Source organism: Myxococcus sp. CA039A (genome assembly GCF_013336645.1).
GTDB lineage: Bacteria > Myxococcota > Myxococcia > Myxococcales > Myxococcaceae > Myxococcus > Myxococcus llanfairpwllgwyngyllgogerychwyrndrobwllllantysiliogogogochensis.
The window spans coordinates 1-11,295 of record NZ_JABUMQ010000348.1 but is presented as its reverse complement, the minus strand read 5'-3'; the positions used below and the strand labels follow the sequence as shown (position 1 = coordinate 11,295).

Here is an 11,295-nt window from a genome sequence, read left to right as displayed (position 1 = left end):
GCCTCCGGGAGGGTGGGAGTGACGTCCGAAGGACACTTGGACGCCCTGGGAGCTTGCCTGCCCGGGAGGGCCATGGACGGGCACGGCTTGTGAGGGCCCTGGCGCCTCTTGAAAATGCGGGCATGAGCTCGCTGTGGATTCTCGAGGAGGCGCCTCCCGCGCCGGATGCACGCATCAGCTATGGCCCGGGGCCGCACCACTTCGGGGAGTTGCGGCTTCCGTCGGGTCCGGGGCCTCATCCCGTCGTCGTGGCCCTCCACGGGGGCTTCTGGCGCGCGAAGTATGACCTCGCTCACCTGGGCCACCTGTGCGCCGCGCTCACCGCGAGCGGCTTCGCCACATGGAGCCTGGAGTTCCGACGCATCGGCCACGAGGGCGGTGGCTATCCCGGCACCTTGGAAGACGTCGCGCTCGGCGCGGACTTCCTGCGCACCCTCGCACAAGCGCATCCCCTGGACCTCTCCCGCGTCGTCTTCCTGGGACACTCCGCGGGCGGCCACCTCGCGCTGTGGCTCGGGGCGCGTCACCGGATGCCCGTGGGAAGCGCGCTGCGCCGCGAGGACCCGCTGCGCCCTCGCGGAATCGTCTCCCTCGCGGGCCTGGCCGATTTGACGCGCACCTACGAGCTGGGGCTGAGCGACCGCGCCGCGGAGCTCCTCCTCGGCGGCTCCCCCTTGGAAGTACCCCTGCGCTACCAGCGCGCCTCGCCCGCCGCGCTCCAGCCCCTGGGCGTTCCCCAGGTCATCCTCCACGGCTCCGAGGACGACACCGTCCCCGTGGCGATGAGCGCGGACTACTGTGCCCGGGGCCGCGCGCATGGCGACGACGTGCGCTGTGTCGTGCTGCCCGGCGCGGGCCACTTCGAGGTCGTCGACCCACGCTCACGCGAATGGCCCCAGGTGGTGGACGCCGTGCGCTCGCTGCTCTGAGCGCAGGCCCATCTGGAGTCGAGCGCGCCATCATCGCCTTGTCGGCATGAGCGGCGCGCCCTGTCCCGCCGCTAGTTCACGTCACCGAACACGAGGCCGTAGCCCACCGAGTTGGGCGTCCCACCGTCCGGGCCTCCGGTGCCCGCGGTCATGCACGTGAAGGTGCTGGTCGCGTCGTCATACGCATACGTGTACGCGGTGGGGCACGCCTTCTTGAGGAACGCGAGCCACGGCTGGACGTTCTGCGCCCACGTGGTGTTGTTGTTGATGCACTGCCCCTGGGCCTGCTGGGCCGGGTTGTTGCCGGCCTCCAACGTGGTGGGCCAGAAGCCGCCCGCGGGGTTGCCGGGGAACGTCGGGCAGCCGCAGCAGGCGGGGGTGTTGCCCGCGCTCGAGTTGTAGCAGGACTGGCCGAAGTTCCCCGCGCACTGGAAGAGGTTGTTCAGCGTGTCCGTCACCGTGCCCGCGCTCATCGGCTGCGCGCAGTTGAGCGGGCCGTAGCTGAACGGAGGCATCGCCGCGCAGAGGTCCTCGTAGGACCACCAGCCGATGGACTGGCCACACGTCTGGATGAGCGGCGTCATGGTGTTGACGCCCGGAAGGAAGGCCGTGCCGCACGTTGGCGTGCCCCCGTCATCCAGGCCCGCGCAGTCGCTGTTCGACGCGCAGGTGCTGCAATAGCCGGCGGCGGGATTGTTGGGGTTGCTGCACACCGCGTTGCCCGCGCAGTACGGCTCGGTGAGGGCACACTTCGTCAGCGTGGGCTGGCACACGCCGCTGATGCAGGTGGTGCCCGCCCCGCAGTCGCTGTTCTGGCTGCACGTCGGCAGGGTGATGGCACGCAGCAGGGTGGAGTAGTCGGCCGAGAGCCCGGCCGTCGTGTCCGGAGTGAACTGCCACGAGCACGCCTCCAGCGTTCCCGCGTCGGGAACGCTCTGTGCGACGCGCGAGCCCGCGGTGCCACAGTTATAGGGCGACGGCTGGGACGCGGGCGCGAAGCCGCCGTCATTCGTGGGTCCCATCTGGATGCTGACGTTCGCGCCGTTGATGACGGTGACGTCGTAGAAGTCGGACGCATTGGGCTGGAGGGTGAACTCCGCCGCGGCGAAGGGATTGGTGCCGCCCTTGCCGAGCGGACACGGCATTCCGGGCCCGTTGCCGCAGTCCGCGCTCTGGCACTTCGTTCCGTCCGCCTGACATCCCGTGCGCCCGAAGATGCCGCCGCTCCAGCCGACGACGGGGCGACACAGGCACGCGGTGGAGCCCGCGTCCTGGGGACAGTCCGTGGGCGGGTTGGTGATGTCGGGGCCGCTGGCCACCAGGCAGCGGTTGCTCTGGCATTGCGAGTCCTGGGTGCAGGCCGTCAACTGGGGCTGGAGGTTGGCGTAGGCGGGCGGAAGCGAGGACGGCATGCACAGCGTGGCCGTCTCCTGGGGCGTCAGCTCCAGCGCATCCAGGGGCACGCCGCCATCCGTGCGCGAGTACTGGCACAGGCCCAACTCCACATCGCACGTCTGTCCCGTCGGACACGTGGTGTTGCCCGAGCCGCAGGCCTGGTTCTCACCGGGGACCACCTGCTGGAAGTAGCAGGTGCCGCCGTTGGCGAGGCTGCACTCCTGCACGGTGTTGGCGCACGTCGTCCCGGTGGGGCACACGCCCTGGCCACCCGTCGCGCAGTTGCACAGGCCCGTGGTGGAGTCACAGCCCTCGGAACCGCAGCCCGCGCAGGCCGCCACCTGTTTCGCACCCGTGCACTGCATGGAGGGAAGATTGACGGTGACGATGGGCGCGCCACCGTTGCACGCGCTGCCAGTCGCCACCATGCACTGGCCCGTGTTCGTGTCACACATGTTGCCGGCGTTGCAGTCGGCGCTGCTGGTACAGCCCGGGTTGTTGCACTGCTGATTCGGACCACAGTCCGTGTCGGTGGTGCAGGCGAAGGGCGGAGGCGCGGCGCCCGCCGTCTGTCCAATCCACACCGTCTGGCTCGCCTGGTTCGTCAGCGTGAAGGGACGGAAGCCCGGAGGGCATGTCACGGGCGGCGAGGAGTCCGCGTTGGTGCGAAGTCCGGTGCCCGTCGTCCTGCAGCCATTGCCCACCGTGAGCACCAACACGAGCGTGGACAAGCCGAGCGACACCACGGGTGCAACCAATCGACGCGAAACCATGAAGGGGGACTCCGAGGCAGGTTCGCCCAGGGACCGTACTGCGGGTGAAAAGGCGCACCAAGGATTCGGCGCGTCGGATGCGCGCGTGCTCCAAGGCGTACCCGCCACGGGTGTGCTCCCGAGCTTCGTGCGGAGCGCTCGCGAAGTCCCTCGGCGCACGAGCACGCGGGCCCGTCGTCGCGGCCCCGTCGTGAGCGCGTTCTGTCGCGAGGGACTTGCGCGCGACAGCGACCTTGATTATCACTGAACCATATGGTTCAGTTTAATTCGCAGCTCGATTTGGCCTTCGGAGCGCTGGCGGATGCCACGCGTCGGGGCGTGCTGGAGCGGCTGGGACGTGGCGAGGCGTCCATCAGCGAGCTGGCCGGGTCCTTCGACATGACCCTGACGGGCATGAAGAAGCACGTGCACGTGCTGGAAGAGGCGGGGCTGGTCTCCACCGAGAAGGTGGGGCGGGTGAGGACCTGCAAATTGGGACCGCGTCGCCTGGAGGACGAGGCGGCGTGGATCGCCGGCTATCGGCGGATGCTGGACGCTCGGCTCGACAGGCTGGGTGAGTTCCTCGCGCGAACGAAAGATGAGGAGGAGTCATGAGCAAGTCTTCGCAGCAGATGTCCAGGGATGCCGTCGTCACGCAGCCGTCCGACCGGGAGATTCGCACCGAGCGCATCTTCGATGCCCCGCGCGAGCGCGTCTGGAGGGCGATGACGGACCCGAAGCAGGTGGCCCAGTGGTGGGGCCGTGGCAACAAGCTCGTCGTCGAACGGCTGGAGGTCGAGCGCGGAGGACACTGGCGCTTCGTCGAGCACGCCGAGGGCGACGCTCACGGCTTCGAGGGCCGGTTCCGCGAAGTCACGCCGCCCGAGCGGATGGTGCAGACCTTCGAGTGGGATGGCATGCCGGGCTACGTCATCCTGATCACGACGACGCTCGAGGACGTGGGTAACGGCCGCACGAAGCTGGTGGCGACGTCGCTCTTCTACACGACGGAGGAGCGCGACGGCATGGCGTCTTCCGGCATGGAAGGGGGCCTCAACGAGAGCTACCGCGCGCTGGACGCGCTGTTGGCTCGGGAGGCGTAGGCGCACTTCCGAGGGGATGAGCCCTGCCCGCTCATCTCCCTCGGAGCCTTCGTCGCTTCAGAACCCGCGCTGCGCGCCGCCGTCGACGACGATGGACTGGCCGGTGATGTACGAGGCCTGCTCGGAGGAGAGGAACGCCACCAGCGAGGCCAGCTCCTCGGGACGACCCAGTCGCCGCGCGGGAATCTGCGGCGCCACCTTCTCGTCCGTGAGGCCCAGCTGCGTCATCCGCTCGGTGGCGTGGAAGCCCGGCAGCACCGCGTTCAACGTGACGCCGTGCTGCGCCACTTCGTTGCTCACCGTCTTCACCAGCCCGAGCAATCCGGCGCGCAGGCCGTTGGAGATGGTGAGGTTGGGCATCGCCTCGCGCGCGGCCAGCGACGTCACCAGGACGATGCGGCCCCACTTGCGCTCCTTCATTCCCGGCAACGACGCCTGGATGCCATCCACCGCCGCCATCCACAGGCTCTGGAAGCCGAGCTGCCACTGCTCCGCTGTCAGCGACTCGAAGCCGCCCGCCGGAGGCCCGCCCGTGTTCACCACGAGCACGTCCACGCCACCCAGCTTCGCGACAACCTCGTCCACCAGTCGCTTCGCCGCGCCCGGCTGGTTCAAGTCACACGGCACCGCGAGCGCCGCGCCCAACTCCTTCGCCGCGCGCTCCAACTTGTCGCCACCGCGCGAGCAGATGGCCACCGTGGCGCCTTCCTTCACCAGCGCCTGTGCCGTCGCGTAGCCCAGCCCCGCCGATGCGCCCATGACGAGCGCGCGCCTACCCTTGAGTCCGAAATCCATCCGCGTGCTCCTTCATGAATGGCACCAGTCGCTCCTGGATGAGCTGCTTCGCCCGCCCCAGGTCCACGTCCTCGGCGCGCGTCAGCCCCTCGGACAACTCGGAGACGATGCCGCCGGCAATCGCCCCCACTTCATAGGCCAGCCGGTACGGCACGCGGCTGAAGCTCACCATCGAGTAGCGACTGACGAACTCGCCCGGAAAGGCATTGAGCAGCGCCTTCTCCACGGCCTTCTCCAACAGGAAGCGCGGGCTGCCGGTGCTGTCGCGCATCTCCACGAAGTTCTCCACCGCCATGTCCGCGATGGCATCCGCGTTCGTCTTGCGCAGCCGCTCCAACGTCCCGAAGACGTCCGCCCACGTGCCGTGCTGCTCCAACAGCCCATCCAGCACCGTGCAGTCCTCGAAGCCGCAGTTCATCCCCTGGCCGAAGAAGGGGACGATGGCGTGCGCCGCGTCGCCCAGCACCAGGGCCTTGTCGCCCACGCGCCAGGGCGCGCACTTCACCGTCACCATGCCGCCCGTGGGCCGCGCGAAGAAGGCCTCCGTCAAATCCGGGATGAGCGCCTTCGCATCGGGGAACTGCTCCTCGAAGAACGCCTCCAGCTTCGCGGGCGAGTCCAGCGACTCGAAGCTCACCGGCCCCTTCCACGGCAGGAACAGCGTGCACGTGAAGCTGCCATCTTCATTGGGCAGCCCGATCAGCATGTACGTGCCACGCGGCCAGATGTGCAGCGCGTGCTTCTCCAACTGGAACGCGCCGCCCGGGCCCGCCGGAATTGTCAGCTCCTTGTATCCGTGCCCCAGTTGCTCCTGCGTCGCCGCGAAGCCCGGCACCTGCTCCATCGCCTGCCGCACCGCCGAGCCGGAGCCGTCCGTGCCGAACAACACTCGGCCCGCTTCCTGGCGCTCCTGCCCCGAGGCCTCGTCCAGCACCGTGAGCGAACCCGTCGCGAGGTCCGCCTGCGTCACCCGCTGATTGAAGCGGATGCGCACCTTGCCGGTGGCCTCCGCCGCCGACATCAGGAACTTGTTCAGCCACGCCCGCGACAGCGAGTTGATGTGCTGCGAGTCGTCCTTGCCATAGGGCTGGTACGCCAGCGCCCCCTTCGGCGGGTGAATCATCCGCCCGCGCATCGGAATGGCATGCTTCAGCGCCTCCTCCTCCAGCCCCACCTGCCGCAGCGCGTACAGGCCGCGCGTGGAGATGGCGAGGTTGATGGAGCGGCCCGCGTCGATGACCTCGCGGCGCATGTCCGGACGGCGCTCCAGCACCTCCACGGAGTAGCCCCGGCGCGCCAGGAACACGGAGAGCAGCGAGCCCACGAGGCCCGCGCCCACCACGGTGACGGCTTCGTTCCGCTCACCCACGGGCATGGCCCTCCAGCGTCTTCACGAAGCGGTAGACATCAGTGAAGTTGCAGTACAGCGGCGCGGGCGCCGCGCGGATGATGTCCGGCTTGCGGAAGTCGCAGACGATGCCCGCATCCGACAGGCGCTTGAGCATCCCCTGCGCCTCGCCCTTGAAGCGCAGTGAGAGCTGAGCGCCGCGCTGCTTCGGGTCCCTCGGCGTGGTGATGCGCACGAAGGCCGGCGGCAACTTGTCCAACAAGAACTCCAGATACCCCGTGAGCCGCTCGCTCTTCGCGCGCAGCGCCTCCATGCCCGCCTTGTCGAACAGCTCGAACGACGCGCGCAGCGCCGCGAGCTGGAGGATGGGCGGGTTGGACAACTGCCACCCCTCCGCGCCTGGAATCGGGTCGAAGTCGGGCCCCATCTGGAAGCGCGTCGTCTTGTCGTGCCCCCACCAGCCCTCGAAGCGGGGGATGTCCCGCGAGCGCGAGTGACGCTCGTGTACGAACACGCCGCCCAGGCTCCCCGGGCCCCCGTTGAGGTACTTGTACGAGCACCACACCGCGAAGTCCGGCCCGTCGTCGTGCAGCGACAGCTTCAAGTTCCCCGCGCCGTGCGCCAGGTCGAACCCGACGAGACACCCCTTCGAGTGCGCCGTGCGCGTAATCGCCGCCAGGTCGAACGCCTGGCCCGTGAGGTAGTTCACGCTGCCGAGCAACACGAGCGCCACCTCGTGCCCGTGCTGGTCCAACGTGGCGAGGATGTCCTCGGTGCGCAGCGTCTCCTCACCGGGGCGCGGCTTGAGCTCCAACACCGCCTCGCGCGGGTCATACCCGTGGAAGCGCGCCTGGGACGCCACCGCGTACTGGTCCGACGGAAACGCGCCGCCCTCGACGAGGATTTTGAACCGCTCGCGCGTGGGCCGGTAGAACGACACCATCATGAGGTGCAGGTTCACCGTGAGGGTGTTCATCACCACCACTTCCTGCGGCTTCGCGCCCACCAGCCGCGCGGCCTGCTCGGTGACGAGCTCGTGGTAGTGCAGCCACGGGTGCCGCCCCTGGTGGTGCCCCTCCACGCCCAGCTTTGCCCAGTCCTCCAGCTCCTCCTGCACGTAGCGCGCGGCGTTGCGCGGCTGGAGCCCCAGCGAGTTGCCCGCCAGGTACACCACCGGCTTGCCGTCCGGGGCGGGAGGGAAGAGGAACGCGTCGCGGAAGGTGCGCAGCGGGTCCTCCGCGTCGGCGCGGCGCGCGAAGTCCTCGGAGTCCTCGTAGGGAAGCGTCGTCGTCATGGTGCGAAGTCCTCGCGAGAGCGCCCCAGCCACGCCAGGGCGTTCTTCCAGAGCAGTTGCTCGCGCGCGTCGGGCGCCAGCTCGCTCATCGATTCGATGAGAGTGCCCGGGCGCAGCTCGCCCAGGGGGAAGGGATAGTCACTGCCCAGCGCCACCTTGTCCGCGCCGAACAGCTTGACGATGAAGCGCAGCGTCTCCGCGTCGTGCACCAGCGAGTCCACCCAGAAGCGGCCCAGGTAGTCGCGCGGCGGCACCTTGTTGTCCACGGCCACCAGGTCCGGACGCGCCTCGAAGCCGTGCTCGATTCGCCCCAGCGTCCCGGGGAACGAGCCGCCACCGTGCGCGAAGGCGAAGCGCAGCCTGGGCAGCCGCTCCAGCACGCCGCCGAAGATGAGCGAGCACATGGCCAGCGACACCTCCGCGGGCATGCCCACCAGCCACGGCAGCCAGTACTTCTGCATCTTCGCCTCGCCCATCATGTCCCATGGGTGGACGAAGATGGACGCGCCCAGCTCGCTCGCGGCCTCGAAGAACGGGAACAGCTTCTCGTCGGAGAGGTTCCAGTCGTTGACGTGGCTGCCAATCTGCACGCCCGCCAGCCCCAGCTCCTTCACGCACCGCTCCAGCTCGCGAATCGCCAGCTCCGGCGACTGCAGTGGCACCGTGCCCAGGCCCACGAAACGCTTGGGGTGCTCACGCACGACGGAGGCGACGTGGTCGTTCAGGAAGCGCGACAAATCCAGCCCGTGCTCCGGCTTCGTCCAGTAGCTGAACATCACCGGCACGGTGGAAATCACCTGGACGTGCACGCCCGCCGCGTCGCACTCCTCGATGCGCTTCACCGGGTCCCAACAGTTGCTCTCCACCTCGCGGAAGAACTTCCCGTCGTCGCGCAGCATCCGCGCGCGGCACGGCTGGTGATGGTCCAGCGTGATGAAGCCGCCATAGCCATAGCGCTCCGCGAAGCGCGGCAGCTTCTCCGGCAACAGGTGCGTGTGGATGTCGACCTTCAACGCTTCGGCCCTTCCTTGGTGACCTTCGTCCCGCACTTCTTGCACGTGCAGTTGTCCGGGTTGCCGTAGAAGTGCTCGAAGATGGGCGGCAGCTGCGTCACCAGATTGGTGACGTGCACGAACTCCTCGTAGAGCTTCTCGCCGCACGTGGGGCACAGCCACATGAAGCCATCCAGCTCTCCGGGAAGGCGGCGGCGCTCCAGCACCAGGCCCACCGTGCCGGCGGGACGCTGCGGCGAGTGCGGCACCTTGGGCGGCAACAGGAAGATGTCCCCTTCGGAGATGGGGATGTCCACGGGCTTGCCGTCGTCGAGCACGCGCAGGTTGATGGTGCCCTCCAACTGGTAGAAGAACTCCTCGCCCTCGTTGATGTGGAAGTCCGTGCGCGAGTTGGGGCCGCCGACCACGGTGACCATGAACTCGCGGTCCGCCCACACCTGCTGGTTGCCGACGGGCGGCTTGAGCAGGTGGCGGTGCTCATCAATCCACTTCTTGAAGTTGATGGGGGTCAGGCGGCCCATTCAGTCGTCTCCGATGGTGGCGATGCACTTGAGCTCGATGGCAATGGGCGTGGGCAGCCGATTGATTTCGAGCGTCGTCCTGCACGGCGGGTTGTCCTTGAAGTACTCCGCCCACAGCCGGTTGTACGTGGGGAAGTCCTTCTTCATGTCCGTCAGGTACACCGTGACGTCCACCAGCTTTTCCCAGGACGAGCCCGCGGCCTCCAGGATGTAGCGGACGTTGCGGAACACCGAGTGACACTGCGCCTCGATGTCGTACGAGGTGATGTTGCCCTCGGCGTCCAGCTCCACGCCGGGAATCTTCTTCACCCCGCGCTCACGCGGGCCCACGCCCGACAGGAACAACAGGTTGCCCACGCGGCGCGCGTGGGGGTACAGGCCCACGGGCTCCGGGGCCTTCTGGGAATCGACTCGCTCACTGGTGCTCACGTCGTGTCTCCGTCCAGCGCGTCACAGCTTGATGCACACGTTCTTCGGCTCGGTGAAGAAGCGCAGCGCTTCCCACCCGCCCTCGCGTCCCACGCCCGAGTCCTTCACTCCGCCGAACGGCGTGCGCAGGTCTCGCAGCATCCAGCAGTTCACCCAGACGATGCCGCTGTGCAGCCGGGACGCGAAGCGGTGCGCCCGCGTCACGTCCTTCGTCCACACGCTGGCCGCCAGGCCGTACTTCGTGGAGTTGGCCCACGCGAGCACCTCGTCCTCCTGGTCGAAGGGGATGATGCTGGCCACAGGTCCGAAGATTTCTTCCTGGTTGGTGCGGCACGCCGCGTCCAGGCCCTCGATGAGCGTGGGCTCCACGAACCAGCCCTCGCGGCAGCGGCCGGACAGGCTCGCGCGCCGGCCTCCAGCAAGGATGCGCCCGCCCTCCTGCTTCGCCAGGTCGATGTAGCCCATCACCTTGTCGAAGTGCTGCTGTGACACCAGCGCGCCCTGCTCGGTGCCGGCCTCCAGCGGGTCGCCGACCTTGAGCGCCCGCGTGCGCGCCACCAGCGCGTCCCTGAAGCGCTCGTAGAGGGGGCGCTGCACGAAGATGCGCGGGCCGCACAGACAGATTTGCCCCTGGTTGGAGAACGACGAGCGCACCGTCGTCGCCAGCGCCTCCTCGAAGTCGCAGTCCTCGAAGATGACGTTGGGGTTCTTCCCGCCCATCTCCAGCGACAGCTTCTTGAAGTGGGGCGCCGCCACGCGCGCAATCTCCGAGCCCACGCGGGTGCTGCCCGTGAAGGAGATGGCGGCGATGTCCGGATGCTGGCTCATGGCGGCGCCCACCTTGGGACCCAGGCCGTGGACGACGTTGAGCACGCCCGGCGGCAGGCCCACTTCGCGGCAGACCTGGGACAGGAGATACGCCGTCATCGGCGTGACTTCGGAGGGCTTGGCCACCACGCAGTTGCCGATGGCCAGCGCGGGCGCGAGCTTCCACGTCAGCAGGTACAGCGGCAGGTTCCACGGGGAGATGCAGCCCACCACGCCCAACGGAGAGCGCAGCGTGTAGTTGAGCGCCACGCCGTCGGTGGCGTGCGCCTCACTGGAGAACTGCGTCACCGCGTCCGCGAAGAACTCGAAGTTGAGGATGCTGCGCGGAATGTCCACGCTCGACGCCACGGACAGCGGCTTGCCGGAGTCGATGGACTCCGCGCGGGCGAAGTCGTCCAGGCGGCCCCGGATGGCGTCGGCCAGGCGGCGAATCAGGCGGGAGCGCTCGGCGGCGGGCGTGGCGGACCAGGCCGGGAAGGCGCGCGTGGCGGCCTCCACCGCGTGCTGGATATCCGTCGCGTCCGAGTCGGGCACCTGGGCGTACGTCTTCCCCGTCGCGGGCTCTGGCTTGTCCAGCCACTGGCCACCGCGGGCGGGCAGCAGCTCCCCACCGATGTAGTTGAGCACCTTCTCCATGGCTGGACCCTCCGTGCGTGCCCGCACCACGAGTCGCTCACGGGCGCCCGCCTCCTCGGTTGCCGAGAGGGAGGGGGACCGCGGGAACCCCGGTCGAACGGCGCGCAATGTACGCAACCGACGGAGCCGTCACCAGCATCACGGCAGGCGCACCCCACCATGTCGTCCGCTCGCGTCAAACGCATGACGGCCCAGGCTGTCCGGAGGGCAGGGGAGCAGTGAAGGCCCACGGGCTGTCTCTTATACACCTCT

General features: G+C 68.6%; 11 protein-coding genes. 3 read left to right on the top strand and 8 right to left on the bottom strand.

Annotation, left to right across the window (positions count from 1 at the left end; all coding sequences use genetic code 11):
• Positions 1–122: 122 nt before the first annotated feature.
• Positions 123–929 (top strand): S9 family peptidase, encoded by an 807-nt coding sequence (locus HR086_RS39115; RefSeq protein WP_141645136.1) that lies wholly within the window; start codon positions 123–125, stop codon positions 927–929.
• Positions 930–1,000: 71 nt separating this feature from the next.
• On the opposite strand, the gene HR086_RS39110 is transcribed toward HR086_RS39115, so the two are convergent.
• The gene (locus HR086_RS39110) at positions 1,001–3,097 is read right to left on the bottom strand and encodes a thaumatin family protein (RefSeq protein ID WP_174468159.1); all 2,097 of its coding nucleotides are present in this window, start codon (positions 3,095–3,097) and stop codon (positions 1,001–1,003) included.
• Positions 3,098–3,349: 252 nt separating this feature from the next.
• Between HR086_RS39110 and HR086_RS39105 the strand changes: the two genes are divergently transcribed.
• Together HR086_RS39105 and HR086_RS39100 are read left to right on the top strand one after the other, a co-directional pair.
• Positions 3,350–3,691: a helix-turn-helix transcriptional regulator gene (locus HR086_RS39105; RefSeq protein ID WP_141645134.1), complete on the top strand. Its 342-nt coding sequence runs from the start codon at positions 3,350–3,352 to the stop codon at positions 3,689–3,691.
• The gene (locus tag HR086_RS39100) at positions 3,688–4,179 is read left to right on the top strand and encodes an SRPBCC family protein (RefSeq protein ID WP_254625014.1); all 492 of its coding nucleotides are present in this window, start codon (positions 3,688–3,690) and stop codon (positions 4,177–4,179) included. The genes HR086_RS39105 and HR086_RS39100 overlap by 4 nt, the downstream gene beginning before the upstream one ends.
• Before the next feature lie 57 nt (positions 4,180–4,236).
• Here HR086_RS39100 and HR086_RS39095 read toward each other — a convergent pair whose 3' ends face one another.
• From HR086_RS39095 to HR086_RS39065, 7 genes are read right to left on the bottom strand one after another with little or no spacing between them, the layout of a single operon-like run.
• The gene (locus HR086_RS39095) at positions 4,237–4,974 is read right to left on the bottom strand and encodes an SDR family oxidoreductase (protein ID WP_141645132.1); all 738 of its coding nucleotides are present in this window, start codon (positions 4,972–4,974) and stop codon (positions 4,237–4,239) included.
• On the bottom strand, positions 4,952–6,349 hold the full coding sequence (locus HR086_RS39090; RefSeq protein ID WP_217442123.1) for an NAD(P)/FAD-dependent oxidoreductase: 1,398 nt from the start codon (positions 6,347–6,349) through the stop codon (positions 4,952–4,954). Before HR086_RS39090 ends, HR086_RS39095 begins: the two co-directional genes overlap by 23 nt.
• Positions 6,336–7,616 (bottom strand): kynureninase, encoded by a 1,281-nt coding sequence (gene kynU, locus HR086_RS39085; protein ID WP_174468157.1) that lies wholly within the window; start codon positions 7,614–7,616, stop codon positions 6,336–6,338. Before kynU ends, HR086_RS39090 begins: the two co-directional genes overlap by 14 nt.
• Positions 7,613–8,629, bottom strand: coding sequence for an amidohydrolase family protein (locus HR086_RS39080; protein WP_141645129.1), 1,017 nt, complete (start codon positions 8,627–8,629; stop codon positions 7,613–7,615). Before HR086_RS39080 ends, kynU begins: the two co-directional genes overlap by 4 nt.
• Positions 8,626–9,150, bottom strand: a complete 525-nt coding sequence (gene nbaC / locus HR086_RS39075; RefSeq protein WP_141645128.1) for a 3-hydroxyanthranilate 3,4-dioxygenase — start codon at positions 9,148–9,150, stop codon at positions 8,626–8,628. Before nbaC ends, HR086_RS39080 begins: the two co-directional genes overlap by 4 nt.
• Positions 9,151–9,579, bottom strand: a complete 429-nt coding sequence (locus tag HR086_RS39070) for a RidA family protein (RefSeq protein ID WP_141645127.1) — start codon at positions 9,577–9,579, stop codon at positions 9,151–9,153.
• 21 nt (positions 9,580–9,600) lie between these two features.
• Positions 9,601–11,043 (bottom strand): aldehyde dehydrogenase, encoded by a 1,443-nt coding sequence (locus HR086_RS39065; RefSeq protein WP_174454448.1) that lies wholly within the window; start codon positions 11,041–11,043, stop codon positions 9,601–9,603.
• Positions 11,044–11,295: the final 252 nt, after the last annotated feature.

What these genes read in the sequence shown, in the direction of transcription:
- nbaC (WP_141645128.1), bottom strand. Translation starts at nt 9,150, where the DNA reads ATGGGCCGCCTGACCCCCATCAACTTCAAGAAGTGGATTGATGAGCAC.
- HR086_RS39110 (WP_174468159.1), bottom strand. Translation starts at nt 3,097, where the DNA reads ATGGTTTCGCGTCGATTGGTTGCACCCGTGGTGTCGCTCGGCTTGTCC.
- kynU (WP_174468157.1), bottom strand. Translation starts at nt 7,616, where the DNA reads ATGACGACGACGCTTCCCTACGAGGACTCCGAGGACTTCGCGCGCCGC.
- HR086_RS39095 (WP_141645132.1), bottom strand. Translation starts at nt 4,974, where the DNA reads ATGGATTTCGGACTCAAGGGTAGGCGCGCGCTCGTCATGGGCGCATCG.
- HR086_RS39115 (WP_141645136.1), top strand. Translation starts at nt 123, where the DNA reads ATGAGCTCGCTGTGGATTCTCGAGGAGGCGCCTCCCGCGCCGGATGCA.
- HR086_RS39100 (WP_254625014.1), top strand. Translation starts at nt 3,688, where the DNA reads ATGAGCAAGTCTTCGCAGCAGATGTCCAGGGATGCCGTCGTCACGCAG.
- HR086_RS39090 (WP_217442123.1), bottom strand. Translation starts at nt 6,349, where the DNA reads ATGCCCGTGGGTGAGCGGAACGAAGCCGTCACCGTGGTGGGCGCGGGC.
- HR086_RS39065 (WP_174454448.1), bottom strand. Translation starts at nt 11,043, where the DNA reads ATGGAGAAGGTGCTCAACTACATCGGTGGGGAGCTGCTGCCCGCCCGC.
- HR086_RS39105 (WP_141645134.1), top strand. Translation starts at nt 3,350, where the DNA reads ATGGTTCAGTTTAATTCGCAGCTCGATTTGGCCTTCGGAGCGCTGGCG.